The sequence below is a fragment of the Corynebacterium matruchotii genome, from assembly GCF_011612265.2.
GTDB classification, from domain to species: Bacteria; Actinomycetota; Actinomycetes; order Mycobacteriales; family Mycobacteriaceae; genus Corynebacterium; species Corynebacterium matruchotii.
In genome coordinates, this window is sequence record NZ_CP050134.2 from 2122172 (window position 1) to 2141270 (window position 19099).

18 protein-coding genes are annotated in these 19099 nt (G+C 54.6%); 8 read left to right on the forward strand and 10 right to left on the reverse strand.

Going from position 1 to position 19099, the window contains the following annotated elements; all coding sequences use genetic code 11:
- Positions 1-35: 35 nt before the first annotated feature.
- Together HBA49_RS09425 and HBA49_RS09430 are read right to left on the reverse strand one after the other, a co-directional pair.
- A complete protein-coding gene (locus HBA49_RS09425) occupies positions 36-632 on the reverse strand; it encodes a hypothetical protein (RefSeq protein ID WP_225866089.1) in 597 nt (198 codons plus the stop codon).
- Positions 633-881: 249 nt separating this feature from the next.
- On the reverse strand, positions 882-1316 hold the full coding sequence (locus HBA49_RS09430) for a riboflavin biosynthesis intermediates N-glycosidase (RefSeq protein WP_005524037.1): 435 nt from the start codon (positions 1314-1316) through the stop codon (positions 882-884).
- 91 nt (positions 1317-1407) lie between these two features.
- On the opposite strand from HBA49_RS09430, the gene HBA49_RS09435 reads away from it, so the two are divergent.
- The 3 genes from HBA49_RS09435 to HBA49_RS09445 all read left to right on the forward strand — a co-directional run bounded on the left by HBA49_RS09435 (position 1408) and on the right by HBA49_RS09445 (position 5015).
- A complete protein-coding gene (locus tag HBA49_RS09435) occupies positions 1408-2034 on the forward strand; it encodes a Type 1 glutamine amidotransferase-like domain-containing protein (protein WP_225866090.1) in 627 nt (208 codons plus the stop codon).
- Positions 2035-2358: 324 nt separating this feature from the next.
- The gene (locus tag HBA49_RS09440; RefSeq protein WP_005524239.1) at positions 2359-2964 is read left to right on the forward strand and encodes an MBL fold metallo-hydrolase; all 606 of its coding nucleotides are present in this window, start codon (positions 2359-2361) and stop codon (positions 2962-2964) included.
- Between the two features lie 728 nt (positions 2965-3692).
- Positions 3693-5015 carry an O-acetylhomoserine/O-acetylserine sulfhydrylase gene (locus HBA49_RS09445; protein WP_005524490.1) on the forward strand — a complete coding sequence of 441 codons (1323 nt, stop codon included), beginning with the start codon at positions 3693-3695 and terminating at the stop codon, positions 5013-5015.
- Between the two features lie 3 nt (positions 5016-5018).
- Here HBA49_RS09445 and uriH read toward each other — a convergent pair whose 3' ends face one another.
- The 4 genes from uriH to HBA49_RS09460 form a co-directional block, all read right to left on the reverse strand.
- Entirely contained in the window at positions 5019-5975 is a 957-nt protein-coding gene (gene uriH / locus HBA49_RS09450) for a uridine-preferring nucleoside hydrolase UriH (protein WP_005524409.1), read from the reverse strand.
- Entirely contained in the window at positions 5972-7327 is a 1356-nt protein-coding gene (gene uriT, locus HBA49_RS09455; protein WP_005524739.1) for a uridine transporter UriT, read from the reverse strand. The genes uriH and uriT overlap by 4 nt, the downstream gene beginning before the upstream one ends.
- Positions 7328-7336: 9 nt before the next feature.
- A complete protein-coding gene (locus HBA49_RS13185) occupies positions 7337-7471 on the reverse strand; it encodes a hypothetical protein (protein WP_005524204.1) in 135 nt (44 codons plus the stop codon).
- 112 nt (positions 7472-7583) lie between these two features.
- Positions 7584-8999 carry a C4-dicarboxylate transporter DctA gene (locus HBA49_RS09460; protein ID WP_005519900.1) on the reverse strand — a complete coding sequence of 472 codons (1416 nt, stop codon included), beginning with the start codon at positions 8997-8999 and terminating at the stop codon, positions 7584-7586.
- Between the two features lie 528 nt (positions 9000-9527).
- Between HBA49_RS09460 and HBA49_RS09465 the strand changes: the two genes are divergently transcribed.
- Both HBA49_RS09465 and metX read left to right on the forward strand, forming a co-directional pair.
- A complete protein-coding gene (locus HBA49_RS09465; RefSeq protein WP_225866091.1) occupies positions 9528-10091 on the forward strand; it encodes a hypothetical protein in 564 nt (187 codons plus the stop codon).
- Between the two features lie 714 nt (positions 10092-10805).
- The gene (metX, locus tag HBA49_RS09470) at positions 10806-11909 is read left to right on the forward strand and encodes a homoserine O-acetyltransferase MetX (protein ID WP_005524122.1); all 1104 of its coding nucleotides are present in this window, start codon (positions 10806-10808) and stop codon (positions 11907-11909) included.
- 532 nt (positions 11910-12441) lie between these two features.
- On the opposite strand, the gene HBA49_RS09475 is transcribed toward metX, so the two are convergent.
- Both HBA49_RS09475 and HBA49_RS09480 read right to left on the reverse strand, forming a co-directional pair.
- Positions 12442-12753: a DUF3017 domain-containing protein gene (locus HBA49_RS09475; protein ID WP_172458858.1), complete on the reverse strand. Its 312-nt coding sequence runs from the start codon at positions 12751-12753 to the stop codon at positions 12442-12444.
- A 103-nt stretch (positions 12754-12856) separates the two neighbouring features.
- Positions 12857-13717: a bifunctional methylenetetrahydrofolate dehydrogenase/methenyltetrahydrofolate cyclohydrolase gene (locus HBA49_RS09480; protein WP_112767137.1), complete on the reverse strand. Its 861-nt coding sequence runs from the start codon at positions 13715-13717 to the stop codon at positions 12857-12859.
- Between the two features lie 457 nt (positions 13718-14174).
- Here HBA49_RS09480 and HBA49_RS09485 point away from each other — a divergent pair, with 457 nt between their 5' ends.
- On the forward strand, positions 14175-14711 hold the full coding sequence (locus HBA49_RS09485; protein WP_005519889.1) for a tRNA (cytidine(34)-2'-O)-methyltransferase: 537 nt from the start codon (positions 14175-14177) through the stop codon (positions 14709-14711).
- Positions 14712-14908: 197 nt separating this feature from the next.
- Positions 14909-16180: a class I SAM-dependent methyltransferase gene (locus HBA49_RS09490; protein WP_005523906.1), complete on the forward strand. Its 1272-nt coding sequence runs from the start codon at positions 14909-14911 to the stop codon at positions 16178-16180.
- Here the strand turns inward: HBA49_RS09490 and HBA49_RS09495 are convergent.
- Positions 16175-17416: a PH domain-containing protein gene (locus HBA49_RS09495; RefSeq protein WP_040431356.1), complete on the reverse strand. Its 1242-nt coding sequence runs from the start codon at positions 17414-17416 to the stop codon at positions 16175-16177. The two genes, HBA49_RS09490 and HBA49_RS09495, sit on opposite strands and share 6 nt — an antisense overlap.
- 4 nt (positions 17417-17420) lie before the next feature.
- Entirely contained in the window at positions 17421-17900 is a 480-nt protein-coding gene (locus tag HBA49_RS09500; protein WP_005523892.1) for a PH domain-containing protein, read from the reverse strand.
- Between the two features lie 252 nt (positions 17901-18152).
- On the opposite strand from HBA49_RS09500, the gene HBA49_RS09505 reads away from it, so the two are divergent.
- Positions 18153-19037 (forward strand): MetQ/NlpA family ABC transporter substrate-binding protein, encoded by an 885-nt coding sequence (locus HBA49_RS09505; protein WP_040431504.1) that lies wholly within the window; start codon positions 18153-18155, stop codon positions 19035-19037.
- The last annotated feature ends 62 nt before the right edge of the window (positions 19038-19099 follow it).

The window sequence follows — 19099 nt, forward strand, 5'->3', positions numbered from 1 at the left end:
TTGAGATGCCCCCGGTGGTACTGATTCGCCGGGGGTTATTTTTGTACAAAACAGGGCGGCTTGTCCCGGCGGGAGGAATATAGTGGCACGTAGGATTCGGTTAACCTGCCGGTTTCCGGGGAGATCACTTCGTCTGCCAGCACAACGTATTCCTTCGCATTCACGCTGCTGGCGGCCAGGAACATTCGGTGGATATCGGTAGAGCTTATGCGATTATTGTCGTAGCATTTGTTGGTCATGACGCTTACTATGGCTTCGACGCCTTTCCCCGGACTGGCCTTCACGCTGTACACATAGATGGTGCTTACCACCGCAATCCGCTGAAATCTTTGTAGGGCGTCATCCCGCGCCTCAAGATTGCCACGTTCTGCCTTGGTGAGCAGGGCCCGCTCCGGCGGTGTGCCGCGGATAGCCCAACTGGAATTGGGACAGTGCGAAAGCCAGCACCCCGGATCAATCCATTCAGCGTCGAGCACTGTTTGGTATTGTTCGACGGCAGCGCCGACTGCACGGTCCACCTCGGCACCGGCGGTTTCCTGAGCAATTATAGGACCTGGTTGTGCGCTGGGTTGTTCCACCACTGGCTGCTCATCCCGCAGATAATCAACAATGGCAAAGATAATGGCAACCATGGCCACAAGCAGCAAAAAGCAGAGAAATATCGTGAGTCGTGGATGATTTCTCGTTTCCCGTAGCTTCATGGCCCCATTTCATATCTTCATATTTGTTCAGGTCGTTAGTTGACGAATTCAAATACACTTGCGACCCTACGTCAGGGGCCCTTTATTGTCTAGCCACCAGCCAACACATGGGGGTAGCGGATTCGAAACATTGGCCTGAGCTGCGGAAATATTCCTTATGGAATCACCTTATGGTTTTTGCTAGGCTCGCAGGGAATCCCGAACGGCCATTAAGACCTCACCTAATCGATTCTTACCGCTGCCGTCACCACCATCGGCCCAATAGGAATCGTTTTTTGTGTGTTCAATCAGATAGGCGTCGCCGGTACTTAAGAGCTTGCGGGCAATGTCGGGATTTTGGGTGAATTTTGCCAAAACCGCATCAAACATAACCTGGTCTTTTACGGATTCCCAATCTTTCCGCAGCGGTTTTTCCCGGCGCCCCACTTTAGCCGCCCGCCCGGGGGTGTCTAGCGACCGAATCAGGTTCTGGGTTTCCGGGTTTAGGAACTTCATGGCCTGAAAATAATGCTCTGATGTGGGCCATCGTTTGCCATCCAGTTCGAAGGGATAAGCGGCAAAATTAGAGAGGAAGCCATAGTCGTCGTGGGCGCGATAAAATCGGATTTCATTCATCACCTCACTGTAGTGGTTAACACCAAAAACTATCTACTACATCACACTTCTGACCATTGCCGGTGGAGCAACTATGGCTACGCTGGGACGCATGAATCTCTTTCTCACCTCATATTTCGCAAAAGTCGCGCATCTTCTCCCGACTATTTCTGATAAACCGCTGGCAGAATGCACTATCGCGTTCATTCCCACGGCCGCCGCCGTGGAGGATGTGGATTTTTATGTGGCGGAGGCCCGGCAGGCCCTGGCCGACCTGGGCGCCACCATCAGGGAAGTGGACATTGCTTCCGCGGACGCCGCCACCGTCGCCGCCGCGATCGACGCAGCGGACTGCATCTATGTTTCCGGTGGGCACACCTTCTACCTCATCAAACAGTTGCGGGACAGTGGTGCGGGCTCTCTTATCGTCAAAGCGGTGCGCCAGGGAACCACATATATTGGGGAGTCGGCAGGCAGCGCAGTTGCTGCTGATGATTGTGCATATATTCGCCCGCTGGAGGATCCCGAATCCTTTGATTTTCATTCCATGACGGATTTTGCCGGTTTGAGCCTCACCACGACAAGGGTGCTGCCGCACAAGCATAATCCCATGTTCGAATCGGCCGTGGACCAGGCTATCGCCGCACACCCTGAGGTTGTGGACATCACCGATAGCCAAGCCGTGCACATCACCGGCTCCGATCATGGTTCCGAAACCATCATGGTGGTGTCTGGATGATTTCCATTCTCACTCTGTCGCGCATCACCATGCTATAGCAATAGCCAATCACAATAATGCGACCATTAACTAATTGCATGATAACAAAATCATTATGAGACCGTCCTGAAGGCAACCTTTGGAAAATTGGGTAGGCTATTTGAGATTCTTGATGACCCACCGCACCATCCAGGCACAAATCACGATACAGGCGATGAGCAAAATGATGGTGATACCAAGAGCGATCCACTGTGTTGCATTCATGGCTGCCGAGTTTAGCCGTCGATGAGCAAACACCCCAAGAACATACCTCAAATAGCCAGAAGATTTTCTATGATAGTTACCATGACCGCTATAACCCTCTTTGGACATTCCGGCGTGCGTATCGACCGCATTGCGATTGATCCTGGCATTTTTACCAATCCCGCCATTATGGAGGGGGCCGAGCATGTGCTGCTTACCCACTCCCACCCAGACCACTGCAATCTCGATATCATCCATAACCTGCCGGTTTATGGCCCGAAAGAAGCTATTGAACAGCTGACGGATTGCGATACTCATGAAGTTTATCCAGGCGACGAACTAGAGCTTGATGGGCATCATATACGTGTCGTGGGGGGTTATCACGCGGTTGTGCATCCCAGCCTCAATCGGCCGACTAACCTGGGGTACCTCATCGACGGGCGTATTTTGCATCCTGGTGACGAATTTCCCGACATTGCCATGCATTCGCTCAATGATATTGAGATCCTGTTCCTGCCAGTTGCTGCCCCTTGGCTGAAGGTGTCCGAAACCGTGGAATTTGCGCACAGCATTCTGCCACGATTATCCCTGCCCATTCATGACGCCATCCTATCGGCCGAAGGCAAGGCCTTGGTGGATAGCATTCTCACCGCCACCAAGGTGCCGGGCTACGTTCGACCCGACTTATTGACCGCCATCGAACTGTAAACCTGAGGGCTGCAACTTTACTGAGCTGGGGTAACAAACATGCAGCACTTGGCCCGTAGGTACCTGCCACGCTGACCCGCCGCACCAACCTACCGCTCCCCCACCGGCGCTTGCTTGTCCACACGAACTCCAGCTCAGCACATTATCTACCAGACCTTAGTTGTCCATCAGCACCGCCGAACCACGGATAACACGCCCTTTCCGCCCCGGTCCAGCGATTCCTAAGCTTGACTTTCTCGATTCAGTACCCATCAGAGGCGCCCTCGCAGCCCACAACTCCAGCTCAGCACTTGTGATACGGGTGATGTGTGGGTGGCCTGATGGTGGATTGATGATGGTTTTATGGGCGTTCGAAGTTGATATCACTTGTGCTGAGCTGGAGTTCTGGTGAGGAGTATTTCTACATGTCACAAACTCCCAGGCCTGAATCTAGCACAACCGTTACCCCAGCTCAGCACTCGTGAAGCCGCTGGCGGCATGGTGCTATAGCATCGCCACTGCAGCACCACACTATCAGCAAGACCTGCCCCAAGCTCCCCTGCCGCCCATAGCTCACCACCATTGGCAAGGCACCAATGGCGCATGAATAAAAATATGACCAGGTAATTGCGCTATTTCCCACAAGGTATCACCGTGAGCCTTTCGCTTCATTGCACTAAGCAAGTAATTTCGGAACTCAGTCAGTGAACACTTTTATTGCCTCGTTGAGGCGAATGAAGGAATGCATTATGTCAACCAAATACGATAATTCCAAACCGCAAAATTGGAGCCTGGAGACCCAGGCGATCCATGCCGGCCAACCAGTTGATTCCGACACCGGGGCCCGGAATCTTCCCCTCTACCTCACCACATCTTACGTTTTCAATTCCGCGGAGCACGCCAAGCAGCGCTTCGCGCTAGAGGATATTGGCCCCATCTATTCCCGGCTCACCAATCCCACCAATGAGGTGCTGGAAAATCGCCTGGCCGCCCTGGAGGGTGGCGTGTACGCAGTGTCGTTTGCGTCAGGTCAGGCAGCTGAGACCGCGGCGATTTTGAACTTGGCTCAGGCTGGGGATCATATCGTGGCCAGCCCTCGGCTTTACGGCGGCACACTCACCCTATTCACTGGCCCGCTGGAGCGGTTGGGCATTAGCACCACGTTCGTCGAGGATCCCGACGATCCCGCATCGTGGCAGGCCGCGGTGCAGCCGAACACGAAGGCGTTTTATGGGGAAACGTTCGCCAATCCGCAGGCTGACGTGCTGGACATTCCGGCCATTGCCGAGGTGGCGCACCGCAATAATGTGCCGTTGATTGTGGATAACACGATCGCTACGGCCGCCTTGGTTCGCCCCTTGGAATTGGGGGCCGACATTGTGGTGGCGTCGCTGACCAAGTTCTACACGGGCAACGGTTCGGTGATCGGCGGCATTGTGATCGACGGCGGCAAGTTCGATTGGACCGTCAAGAATTCCGCTGGTGAGCCGGTGTTTCCCGGGTTCGTAACCCCGGATCCCGCCTACCATGGGTTAAAATATGCGGACTTGGGCGCCCCGGCGTTTGGTGTGAAAGCGCGCGCCGGCCTGCTGCGGGACATGGGGGCAGCATTGTCGCCGTTTAACGCCTGGTTGAGTGTGCAGGGGTTGGACACGCTGTTTTTGCGGTTGGAGCGGCATAATGCCAATGCCAAACAGGTGGCGGAGTTTTTGGCCCAGCACCCCAAGGTGAAGCGGGTGAATTATGCGGGTTTGCCGGATTCGCCCTGGTATAAGGTGAAGGAAAAGTTGGGCCTGAAATATACCGGGTCCGTACTTTCGTTCGATATTGATGGTGGCCAGGATGAGGCGTGGGCGTTCATTGATGCCCTGAAGCTGCATTCGAATTTGGCCAACATTGGTGACACGCGTTCCCTGGTGGTGCACCCCGCAACTACGACGCATTCCCAGGGGGATGCGGCGGAGTTGCAGCGTGCTGGCATAAGCCCGGCCACCGTACGGCTATCAGTTGGTATCGAAAATGTGGACGATATCATCGCTGATTTGCAGGCCGGGTTTGCCGCCATAAGCTAGGCTTTACGACGGCGGCGCCAGGCGTCGTAAAGCGTCAATGACGAGCCGCCAGAAACCGGCGTGGTCCAGCTGCACCGCCACCTGCGTGTGGCAGTCGGGCGGGGCGGGCGCGCGGAAGTCGGCCACGGTCATGCCGGTGGTCAAGGTGCCGGTCAGCTCCACGGACACCGGCGCGCGTCGCACCGACACCACGGTCGGGTCGATGAGGTAAGCGACGGTACAGGGGTCGTGCACGGGCGGATCGTCGAACCCTTGTGCATTCTTATAGGCCTCGCGGAAATATCCAAACAAGCCCACCACAAAATCGCCCAGATCAGTGCCGAGACCTGCGATTTCCGTCTCCACGGGAGCGGTCGCCAGGGCTTGGTGAGTGAGGTCCAAGCCCACCATGGTCACCGGCCATTTTTCATTGAACACAATGTAAGCGGCTTCGGGGTCGACCTTGATGTTGAATTCCGCCACCGCTGACCAATTGCCCACATGGTAGCCGCCGCCCATGAGCACGACTTCCTGCACTCGCTCCACAATGCGCGGCTCCTTGCGGGCAGCCATGGCAATGTTTGTGAGCGGACCGGTGGGCACCAGGGTCACGGTACCCGGCTCCTCGGACATGATGGTGTCGATAATGAAATCCACGGCATGCCCGTCTGCCAGGTCAAACGCGGGCTCCGGCAGCTGATAGCTGTGGATTTCCATGCCCGTATCACCGTGAATATCGGCAGCCACTTCCACGTCACGTACCAGAGGTCGGGTGCAGCCAGCATACACGGGCACATCGGTAACACCGGCAACAGTGCACACCACTCGGGCGTTTCGGGACACCTTCTCCAAGGTCTGATTGCCACCAATCGTTGTGATTCCCAACACTTCAATGCGGGGATCACCCAGGGCCAGGAGGATAGCAACGGCATCATCGTGGCCCGGGTCGCAATCAAGAATGATTCGCTTTGCGGTTGTCATGCGTCGATTTTCATCTTTTCAAGCGCTTCACGTGCATCGCGGGCAGCAACGGTGTCGTCAATGGTTTCCGGCTTCGGAATGAGCATCGACGTGCAGAACGCAATCGCCGCAATGATGGCACCAGCGATGATGCCCGCAGCATAGCCGCCGTCTGCGTCCTTGAACATCGACACCACCGCGAACAGGGCGGCGAAACTGATTCCCGCACCCAGGTTGAAGGCGCCCGCATTCATGCCCGGAAGATAACCCTGGTTATCGGCAGGGCTGAGCACAATGCCCAAACCGCTGAGCATAATGTTGACCGTGCCGGCGTAGGTGACGCCCATGAAGATGGCGATGAATAGCAGCACCCATTCGTTCGCCATGCCACTGCTAAACACTGCGATCAGAAGGCCGATGAACATACCGACAAGACCAATCTGAAGCATGCGCTTATAGCCCAATTTTGCGGCAAAGATGCCAGCGAGCAGCCCGAAGACCAGGCCAGCCAACGCGTATGGGGTAAGGGTGTACCAAGAAACCATATTGGTGTCGACGCCTGGGCCATAGGTGGCGTCCTGGGCCAGGTTGGGGATAATGCCGTTCATGACGGCAAACACGCTGGTCATGGTGAGGACAGTTGTCGACAACAGGGCCCAGGTCCTACGTTGCTTCAGATACGTAACAGTGACGAGCGGGTGAGGCACCTTGGCCTCAATCTTCAAGAACACTGCGATACCGATGCCACCAAGTACAAGCAGACCAACGACCATCAACCAGTTGGCGGCGGCAAGCTTCCCGGCTTCGTTGAAAGCAATTAAGAGTGAGCCAATGGACACCGTCAGCGGCAACACACCAAGCCAGTCCATGGGCATGGTTTCTTCGGCGGTGGATTCCCGCGTGAACAACCGCACGCTCACCACACCGATAGCACAGATGACTGCCATGACCCAGAAAATCGAGCGGAACCCAAACGTTCCCGCCAACCAGCCACCGGCCAGGGCGTCCACACCGGCAATACCACCGTTAACGGAGGCCAAAATGCCCATCAGTAACGCATATTGCTTTTCGTTGGGTACTTGCTGCCGCAGCATAATCAAGGTCAGAGAAATGGTTGGGCCGCAAACGCCTTGAATCACACGGCCGACAAACAACACGGTCACGTTCGGTGCTATTGCCGAAATAACACAGCCCACAGCGGTGATGGCTAACATGCCCACCAAAACTTTACGACGGCCAATAAGGTCACCCCACCGCGGCAAGAACAGGGAAAACAGGGCAGCAGCTGTAAAGAACGCGGTTTGCGTAAGGCCAATCTGCGCCTCAGTGGTCTCCAGTTCCACCTCCATGGTCTTCAATGCAGGTGACAGCATGGAAGCATTTCATTGGAATGCAAACACCGCCACCAGAAGTGCCATCATGAGTGCAATGGCCTCTGCGACTGGTACTTTTGGCAACTCTACCGATGCGGTGGCGGGTGGTACACCTGCGGTGTGCGGCGAATCGGACGTGGGCATACCTCCCCCTTTCTAGGGTAATTTTCGGTTATTGTGGCCCAGATTACAGTAACATATTATTTATATGTTGCCACACATTTAGGGGGAATGTGACCGATTCGCAAAAAATCTACTAATGCCGATATGCGTCCAGATCCACCTGCGGTGTAGGTTGCAATTCTGCGGTGGCAGGGTTCACAACACTGGGATTCTTGAAATCCACATCATGATCGCTACCGCTATCCACATATGGGATCTTGCCATCAAGAACATCCATAACTTTTTGCTTATCAATAGTTTTCGTCCAAGTTCCGACCAGAAGCGTGGCAACCGCGTTACCGGAGAAATTAGTTAACGCCCGGGCTTCAGACATGAACCGGTCAATACCCACAATGACACCCACACCATCGAGCAGTTCGGGACGGTGCGACTGCAGACCCGCCGCCAAAGTGGCAATGCCGGCACCGGACACACCCGCGGCACCCTTAGATGCGATAATCATAAAGACCAACAAACCAATTTGTTCGCTCAGCGACAGCGGCTTGTTCATGGCATCGGAAATGAAAATAGCCGACATGGTGAGATAAATGGCGGTACCATCCAGGTTGAAGGAATAACCGGTGGGCACGACGATGCCCACGGTGGACTTGTCCACTCCCACATGCTCCATCTTGCGCATCAGATTCGGCAAGGCCGACTCGGAAGAAGACGTTGCGAGAATAAGCAGATACTCGCGGCCCAAATATTTGGCCAATTTGAAAATGCTGAACCCGGTAAATAGCCGCAGAACCAGCCCTAAAACCCCAAACACGAAGATAACGCAGGTGATGTAGAAGGCAACCATTAAAATGGCAAGCTGCTTGACCGCCTCGATACCGGTGGCACCCACCACGCCGGCGATAGCACCAAAAGCGCCGATGGGGGCGATCCAGAGGATCATGGTAAGGATCTTGAAGACCAACCGCTGCAGGTGAGCAATGGCACCCAATATCGGCTCGCCCTTCCGACCCATGGACTGCACCGCAAAACCCACGAGGAGCGCCACAAAGAGGGTTTGCAACACTGAGCCCTCGGTGAGCGCGGAAAACAGCGTATCGGGAATAATGGACTGGATAAACCCGATCGTGCCACCACCGTGATCGGCCTTGGCAGCATATTCAGCCCCCGCGGTTTTCGTGGCCTCAATATTCAGATTATGGCCAGGCTCAATAATGTTGCCTACGGCCAACCCCACGGCAAGGGCAAACGTGGACATGGTGATGAAATACCCGAGGGCAATACCGCCGGCTTTCCCCACACTCGCGGCGGCCCGCACCGAACCAATGCCCAACACAATGGTGCAGAAAATCACCGGCGAGATCATCATCTTAATGAGATTGACGAACATGGTGCCTAGCACCTTAAATTCCTTGGCCACATTGGGAGCAACCAAACCAAAGACAATGCCGGCGATCACTGCAACAATGACGCCGATATAAAGCCAGTGGGTGTTATCCCTTCTAGGTTTTTTGGGTTCCGCAATGCGCGGAGCAGTAGAAGCTTCAGCCATGATTAAACTCAATTTCTTTTACAACGGTTTCATGGTGACCACACGAGGAAACACGGGAAAAACGCATCTCCGTGTGATTCGGAACTCACTCAGTATATAGGTGACCCAGACTACAACGATGCAGATTATTTGGAATATAGGTATAAAGCAGCCATTATCGTAATGATTTACTGTTTCAACTGGCACTTTGATATATTGTTGCACGCATCAACAACAAAATTAGGCCCTCACGCCTACCCTCAACCGGAGGTAACCAAAGAGTGTAAAAGTGTGAAATTCGCCCCATAAAAACCGCCGAATGGCAACACCGTACCCCATAAGTCCCCATGTTATCGTGGGCATAATGCGCCATGGTGATTCTTCGCATGCTGAAAAACTAGTCCTTAAGAATAACCACCATTTTCACCGAAAACATGAGGCGAAGTACGCAGCTAATTTTAAGCAAGATATAACGTAATGCTATTACGATGAGTTGTGACGTTCCGCAAGGAACACCAAATCTATGAACAAAATAAAGGAGCAGCGGCAATGTCTGCCACTGGATTATTAGTTTATCTCTGCGGATTCTTCGCAGGAGCCTACCTGGTCTTTCAGGGGGCCCGTATGATGGGCAACCCCGAAAAACTATGGTCGGCGCTGAATAATTTTGGCACACTAACACCCGCCAAAACCATGCGAACGGCGGCGTTCTTCCCACCCGCCCTCATTGCTGCCGGACTCTTACTGGCCAGCAACACCGCAATCTTGTTCTCGGGAATCCTCTCCATTGCCATCCTATTGGCATTCACCCGAATCATCATCAAAACCCCCGCGGATAATTTAGTTTTTGGCACTCCCGCCAAGAACTCGACCAATCCTGATGCGGCTGAGCAGCAGAAAAACTCCATTGTTGCGGTGAATATTCTCGTCATGGTCATGGCGTTCATTACCTATTTCGGGGATTTCCAAATGAAACTATGGGAATACATTCCCCTAGGAATCGGTGTCGTCTTTGTGATCGCAATATTCAGCTACCGACTCACGACGCTGAAAAAAGCACACACAACGACCCTCCCTACCCCAGCGCAACCATTGGCCTCCGCAGCCGCATAATATTCGCAAAACCCATAATGGTCGTCACCTTGCAACAGGGACGGCCATTATGGGTTTTTTGCATCTCGCCAGATGAATACATTACCAGCAACCACAGCCGAGCTAAACCGCTAAGCTACCCCCTCGCCTGTTGCTGCGCGATATCAGCACCGATCTTGCCCACCACCGCGGGGGGGCCAGAGCTTGACGAGCTGGTACCGGTTGTGTACTCGGCAATCGTTCCGCCAGTTACCGCCGCAACCATCCCGGCGGGGGAAGTCCCCCATTGCCCGCTTTGGCGGCGAAAACGGGTTGGGGGCACAGGGCAAGACTCACGGCCAATGCCACACTCATCACACGATATTTCATAGGGTTATCCTTTCGGAAATAAGGTCGGGCAGGTTTTCTGCATTATCGGTGACACGGCGTCGGGCCTTAGGACGCCACCACGCTAGCGGCAAAACAAATAATGTGGTCGCAATAGGCTGCGGCCGCATTCAGGTTGGTATCTCTATGGTCGCTTTGGCAGGCCCACAACCGCAGGGGTGATGACGGTAACAGCACTCTTGGTGTGACTTATGCCCAGCATGAATGCGATGTAGTTTCGCCATGGGAAGGCGTCGCAAAGCACACCCACGGGGCCAGGAAACCGACACTGTGGCTGTACCACGCATATTCGACTAGACCAAGCTGTCCAGGTAGCATAAGTTCATTCAGACCACGAAAGGAAACCTCATGCTCGACACCACGGGAACGCTGCATAAAGTAGACATCGGCGAGTTTATAACCGAAGCTGGCGCAACCATTCCCAATGTCACCATCGCTTACCAGGCATGGGGAACCTTCCACGGCAATAACCTCATCGTGGTAGAACACGCATTGACGGGGGATTCCAATGTGGTCGACTGGTGGGATGGCGTGGTCGGGCCGGGAAAAGCCCTGGATACCGATAAATATTGTGTGCTCTGCACCAATGCCCTGGGCGGATGCATGGGCTCCACAGGGCCGACCAGCCTCGCACCCGACGGCAACCACTGGGGATCCCGTTTCCCCGCGCTCTCTATTCGGGACCTGGTGGCAGCGGAAAAACAATTCCTCGACAAAGTCGGGGTAACGCAGATACTCGCGGTCCTCGGCGGCTCCATGGGTGGGGCCCGAACCTTGGAATGGACCCTGCTCTACCCACAACTCGTCAACGCCGCACTCGTGCTTGCGGTCTCAGCCCGAGCCAGTGCCTGGCAAATCGGGATACAAACCGCCCAAATATCCGCTATCGAACAAGACCCCGACTGGCAGGGTGGCGACTACTATCGCACCGAAGCCACCCCGCACAACGGTTTGGCCGCGGCCCGGCGCATCGCACACCTCACTTACCGAGGCGAACTAGAAATCGACGAGCGTTTTGGCACCACAGTCCAACCAGGGGAAAATCCGCTAGGTCCCTACCGTGATCCCCATCAACGATTCGCGGTACAAAGCTACCTTGATTATCAGGGGGTAAAACTCACCGAACGATTCGACGCTGGCACATATGTCACCCTGACCGAGGCCATGAACCGGCACGATATCGGACGCGGACGCGGCGGACTCAATAAGGCGCTTGCCGCATCACAAGTGCCAACCATGATCGCCGGCGTAGACACAGACATTCTTTACCCCTACCACCAGCAGGAACACCTCTCCCGCAACTTGGGCAATTTACTGGCGATGGCTAAGATTTCCTCACCAGTTGGACACGACGCATTCTTGGTGGAATGCCGACAGGTCAGCCGAATTATTCGGCATTTTCTCACCATGGCGGATGCCAATGGCACAGACGCCAATATGTATTTCATTTAGGGCTTTTGGGGCTGTACCCTGCACAGTCCTGGGAGTCAGTATGACGGATCCGGGACGATCAAGCGAGCCCATTCCCCGGCGACCCCTGTCACCATAAGAAACCTGGCCTTCACGAGTCACCGCCGAACCGATTTCCCGCCTTTTAAGGCAGCCACCCCACCAGTATCGAAACTACTGAGCTGGAGTTGCGTTCTCCAGGCCCCACCACAGTGGCATCTGAATCGAGAAAGTACAGCTCAGCACTTGCGCTATAGCCACAGTGGTGTGGTTATGTGATGACGCAATAGGATAACAGCAGGGTCTGACGCGCAAGTATCCGCCCAGTTTTCGCAAATCCACGATGGCAGCTTTCCGTAGCAAGTTCGCTGAGCTGGAGTTCCGGCCGAGAATGCCGTGACCACCATCAAGATACCTATAGCCTCAATGCTGCGTATTTGTTACCCCAGCTCAGCAAATCTGCAGCATCTTGGGGGATTTCCCAGCAGGCTCACCAAGACTCCCCAAGGTGGTTCGTAGGCTAACGGCTCTCCGGCTAACTCCCCAGGGAGTCCACGGATGCTGAAAGAAAGAGGATAAAAGCACCAACAACAGACGTAAAGATCGCATCAAACTTCCGAGACCGCACCGCCAACACCGAAAGAACTTTCGAATCACAGGTTAACCGCACCACCGACAGCCATACCAGTCCAGCTCCTAGAGTGAACGTGGCGCGGCGCCAGTGCTCCATGACCGCGAATCCGCCAGACACCACAATCGCTAACAGGAAGAGTCCCAAACAACCGTATTGCGCCGTCAAAGGCAGTTTGGAAGGTTTGAGGCCAACATCATGCGGATTATCAAGGATGTTTGCCGGTTTTTGCCTGGTGGGTTTCCCCTCCGATGGATTATGTTCTGACGATTCGGGTTTTTCGGCCTTAGCGGGAACGGTTGCAGCTGTCGCCTCAGCGTCAGCCATTTTGCTCCAGTTGCTGCTCCGCACGTTCTACCACATTGCGCACCAAAAAGGCCCGGGTTAGTGGGCCTACGCCACCGGGGTTGGGGGAAACATGGCCGGCAACTGCCCACACATCAGGGTGAACGTCACCAAGCAATTTGCCATCAACCCGGGACACGCCCACATCAAGCACCGCCGCGCCGGGCTTCACCATGTCAGCGGTCAGCATATGTCCCTTACCTGCGGCAGCAACAATAATATCGGCAGCAATGGTTTCAGCCTTCAGATCCTGTGTACCGGTATGACACAACGTCACCGTGGCGTTTTCCGTCTTACGGGTGAGCATAAGCCCAATCGGCCGTCCCACGGTCACGCCCCGACCAATAACCACAACTTTTTTACCCACGCTCTCCACACCATAACGTTTCAGCAAATGAATGGCACCGTTAGGAGTGCAAGGCAATGGGGCGGGTTCGTTCAGAACCAATTTACCCAAGTTCACTGGATGTAGACCATCGGCGTCTTTAGCCGGATCAATACGCTCCAGCACGGCATTTTCATTGAGATGCTTGGGCAATGGCAGCTGAACAATGTAACCAGTACATGCGGGATCAGCATTGAGCTCATCAATGACGGCATGCAATTCTTCCTGGCTAATATCTGCTGGCAAGTCCTTTCGAATCGACTTCACCCCCACCTGTTCACAGTCCCGGTGCTTCATTTTGACATATGCATGGCTGGCGGGATCATCCCCCACCAGCACGGTCGCCAACCCTGGCGTGATTCCTTTTTCCTGGAGTGCCTGAACGCGAGTGGCGAGATCCGCAAAAATCTCATCCCGATAGAGATTGCCGTCAAGTTTGATTGCTGTCATGGTTGCCATTATATTCACCGCCTAGAATCTAAGAGCCGTAATCCTGCACTGATAATCATCCATGCGATTGCCCCACACCTACATTCCCTGACTGTGCGCTAACTCAACCAACCCATCGGAAAAATCGGCAGGCGTATAGGCCATCATTATGAAGTAGTAAAGGTGCTGAGCTGGAGTTCTCAGAATTAACGCCCCAGCAAATGGATACTGAATCGAGAAAGTCCAGCTCGGTACTTTCGCCAACCTTTCGCTGTTGCCGGAACCTACCGACCCCGTGGACATCCGAGCGCATACCCGTACGATTCAGCATGGCGGCAAAACCAAAAATCACCCAAATTGAACGACTTCACCAATAGCCGGTCAGATTTTGCAACGCCATTCCCTATCAACCTCCTGTCGGTGCCACGCTATGTCGCATTATCAATACACCATCCGTTGCGGCGTAAAGTGCTTAATCATGACCACTGAACCTTTCGCGTCATTTGCCCATATTATTTTCGACCAACCATGCATTCCCCCAAACACCGGCAATGCCATCCGCCTCTGCGCAAACACTGGTGCAACCCTCCACCTGGCTGGGCCATTAGGGTTCAATCTGAAGGATAAAAATCTCAAGCGTGCCGGCCTGGATTACCACGACTTCGCCAATGTGCAGGTATACAAAAATCTCCAGAATTGTTTCGACACCTTACCGGAGCACCAACACCGAGTCTTCGCGTTTAGTTCGCATGGCACCACCACCCACACCGATATCACCTACCGATTTGGTGACGTATTACTCTTTGGAACGGAACCTACTGGCTTGGATGAGTCGGCATTACACCATCCACGAATCACGGAAATTGTACGGATTCCCATGCGGCCGGGGATCCGGTCGATGAATCTGGCCAATGCCGCCTCCGTGGCCATTTACGAAGTATGGCGACAATTGGGTTATCCCGGCGCAGCCGATCCCACCATGCCTGACTCCCACAACGCATCGAGCACAATCTAGCCAAATTTACCAAGCCCAAATCTCCAACAAACCGGAAACAACCACAGAGGCTGGAACAACCGCGACAATCGTAATGGCCATACCACTTGACTCAATACGCAACATCTATGGTTACGAAATCTTTACCCCACCACCCCCGGCCAATCTGCATAATGGGATAGTAAAGACTGCCTACACTAACCCCGAAAGGAACACGTATGGCACACGAGGCAAGTAGTAAGCGTGATCGAGATGAAGCCCATCTACAAGGGCATTGGTTGCTGGCTAAGCTCGGGAAAAAGGTGCTTCGTCCTGGTGGAAAGAAACTCACCAATTGGATGATTGATAATGCGAATCCTACAAATAAGCGTGTAGTGGAATTTGCGCCGGGCTTGGGAATCACAGCTGCTGAAATTCTGGATCGAAACCCGAAAACGTATACCGGCGTAGATCAAGACCCGGATGCGGCCACCGCAACCACGTTGTCCACAAAGCAAGCTCGGCTGGGAATCCCTACCGAGGTCATCAATGGTGTGGCATCTGATACTGGCTTGCCGGCAGGCTCTGCCGATTTAGTGGTGGGCGAAGCAATGCTCACCATGCAGGGCGAAAAGGGAAAAGCCGCTATTGTTTCCGAGGCGAATCGCATCCTAGCCACGGGGGGACGATATGCCATTCACGAGCTGCTGCTTACCCCTAATAATGTCGATCAAACGGTTGCCGATAATCTGCGCAAGGCTCTGGCCACAACGATCAAGGTGAATGCTCGCCCGTTGACTGCCACCGAGTGGAGCGAGCTATTGGAAAATAACGGGTTTAAGGTGCTATCAATCAAGGTGGCACCCATGGGGTTACTGCAGCCCAAGCAAATGATTGAGGATGAGGGCCCACGGGTATTGAAGATTATGTTTAATCTGGCCCGTAACCCACAGGCACGCAAGCGGGTCTTGGCAATGCGGAAGGTTTTCAGCGAGAATGCCCAGAATTTAGGCGCCATTTCGATCATCGCGGAGAAGATTTCCGACGTGAAACCTGCCGAAACAGCGGCATCCGAAGCACCTGAGCCTGAGGCCTCGCCCAAAGTTACCGAGTCCAAGCCACAGGACAGCAAACCCGCAGCTGACGACCCCAAGGCTAACGACTCCAAAGCCGAAACGCCCAGCAAACCGGCAGCACCCAACGAAGCAGCAGCTCCCAGCAAAACTGCGGCCGACAAGGTGGTAGAGCCCAGCAAAGCCGAGACCGCTAAGACCACAGCTCCCAAGGCCACAGCCCACAAAGCTACTTCCACGACCGCAGAAACCGAGGCGGCAGCCCCCAAGGTCGAGGCTTCTAAGAAAGCCGAGGCCACCCCCGCCAACAGCGCGCAGGCCGGAGCAGATACCAGCAAAAAGCCCGAGGACAAAAAGCCCGAAGCGGCTCAAGACGCCACGCCTAAAAAGGCTGTCCCCAAGCCACACGATCCACGAACCCGGAACAAGAAGTCATAGCGCTGGTGAGCGATGCCCATGCAATGCCCAAAGCAAGCGCTGGGCATCGTCTCGATTTAGGTCGCGTCCACTCATGCTCACCGGCCCCTGCACCAGGTGAAGTTTCACCGTAGAAATATTGGTGATTCGCTGGATAGGCCCAGTGAAGACGCCAAATTCTTGGATGTGCCGACGAAACACGATGGCGGCACGATGCCCGAAAAAGCCACGGTGTTCGATGGCACAGTCGTCGGTAAGCTCGAATGTTTGGCGGCGAAAGTCGATGGGGGACACGAGGAATGCGCGGGCTGGGCTGCGGAATTGGGGGTGCGCCGGCTGGTCGGGGTCAACCCGGCACCCGGTGAGCAGTTCGCACAGCATCATGGCCGTGCGTTTGTCGCCGACGGGGAGGATGGTCATGCCGTCGCTGCGCTCGCCGTAGCCTGCGACGGTGACCTGGACCCGCCACCAACCAAACGGCCGCCATAGGGCGGTTTTTCGGAGACTGATCGCGTGAACCCGGGACATGTTGAGGGTTTTGCGTTGGAGGTTGGCAAGCCCATAGGAAACATTGATAGTGTCGCCAACTCGATGGGCAGTGAATTGGTAGGAGCCATCAATAGTACGCCAAATGTTGGGGATGGTACTGACGAATACCGGCAGCAGTGCCGCCAAATGAATATCAAACCCCATGCTGGTGAGGGTAAGCACCAGGGATATGAACGCCGACAGGCTAAAAAGCGACGCCAGCAGGGAACGATAGATGGGGATGGGAGGAACGAGGAGTTCGCCTTCGGTGAACTGGCCGAGCAATTGTTTCTTGAGGTTTTCGGCGGCGCGGCGTTTCAGGTAGCGGACTTCAATGCGGGAGTTATGGCCCCCGGCGGTTTCGATGCGCACGGCGGCCAGCCCGAAAAGTCGCGCATGGAAGGGCTGGACAACATCAATGGCTTGGGTTCGGTCCAGGCGGGCACTGCGGATTTTGCGCCGAATAAGACCCCACCGAAAGACGATATCGATGTCGGTGACGGTGTAGCTGGTGGCCCGCCACCACAGGAGGGAGGCTCCTGCGGCTATCACCACACCCGCACCAATGATCCCCGCGGCCTGGAGAGTTTCGGTGCGGTCGTTGGACAGGAGACGGTGGACGAGATCGAAGGTGTAGTCGCTAAAGGTGGTGACGGCAAAAATAATGGAGGCGACGATAAAGCTCCAGGCACGAAGCACAGGGGTCAGGGGATGGACGCGATGGTTCATGGGTTTATAGGTCAATCATGTTTTCTTTTGCTCGCCGGGCAATGCGAGCCCGGAGCTCATCGGCGAGGTCGGCATCGAGTCCGGGGATTTTGGCGTCAACACTGGCGGATGCGGTGTGCAATCGCAGGGTTTTCAGCCCGTACCTGCGTTCGATTGGTCCTTGGCTCACATCGAGATATTGGACCCGCCCATAGGGAACGACGGTAAAGGTATGCCAGAGTTTTCCCTTGCTGAGCAGTAAATCGTTGTCGGTTTCGAGCCAGCCAAGGCGATAAACCTGGCGGGGGATGAGCCAAATCTGCCACAGCAGAAAAATCCCGGCAATAATGGCGAGATAATAGCCCCAATGAATGCCCCAATATTCGTCGTCAAAATATCGTGCCCACACAACCGCACCACCAGTAGCAATGATGCACCAAGGGATGCGGGCAAGATAGCGCACCTTAATCAGGTCCGGCGACACGGGGGTGAGAGTTTCGTCCATAGCGGGTTCTACTTTAGTGGACGTCGAAAAGCGTACCGCTCAGTCTGCCACTACCAAGCATGTTATCAATTTTGTTACATTCGGCACCCGTGGGCACAAAACCGCACTTTACGACGCCGCATTGCGCGCAATAGAGCGCTATTATATCACGGATCAAATAGACCAAGCTGTACATTTTTGAGCAACTGCGCTAGGGTCAACTGCTAGTTAAATACACGCATACCTAAGGATGAAGATTTCAACATTATGGGCATTCGTTTCACCCGCCTCATAGCAGCCACCGCCGCCACCGTTATAGCCGCCACCAGCCTGGTTGCCTGCTCCAGCAACAGCAATTCCACCAGCGCCAATGGCGAAACCACCATCCGCATTGGCACCACCGACGCGGAAAAGAAAGCCTGGGAAGTATTCGAACAGAAAGCCAAAGAAAACGGCATCAAACTGGAGGTCACAAGCTTTGGTGACTATAACACTCCCAATCTAGCGCTGTCCCAAGACCAAATCGACGTGAACCTATTCCAACACCTGAAATTCCTCGCGGAATATAATGTTGCTAACAAGGACAATCTCACCCCGGTCGGCGCCACCGAAATTGTTCCTTTGGCCCTATTCTGGAAGGATCACACTGGCCTCGACGGCATTGATGGACAAGAAGTCGCCATCCCCAACGACCCCTCCAACCAGGGGCGCGCCATTAACGTGCTGGTGCAAGCCAAACTGGTCACGCTGAAGGACGACACGAAAAACACTGTCACCCCCACCCCAGAAGACATCGACCCGGACAAATCCAAGGTGAAGGTCGTGCCGGTTGACGCCGCCGAAACCACGGTCGCCTACGGCGAGGGCAAGCCGGCAATCATTAATAACACCTACCTCGACCGAGCCAATATCGATCCAAAATTATCTGTCTTCGCCGACGACCCCAAGTCGGAGGTTGCCGAACCCTACATCAATGCCTTTGTGGTCAAACACGACCGCAAGGATGAGGAAGTCTTCCAGAAGCTGACAGAGCTATGGCATACCCAAGAGGTGCAGGATGCCGTCGCCGAGGACTCCAAGGGCACATCAATACCGGTCACGCGTTCCGCCGAGGATTTGCAAAAGATCCTGGAGCGGCTAGAACAGTCCAACAAATAATTCCCTCAGCCCACACCTAAAACCCCGGTAATACCACTGGGGTTTTAGGGATTTAACCTCAA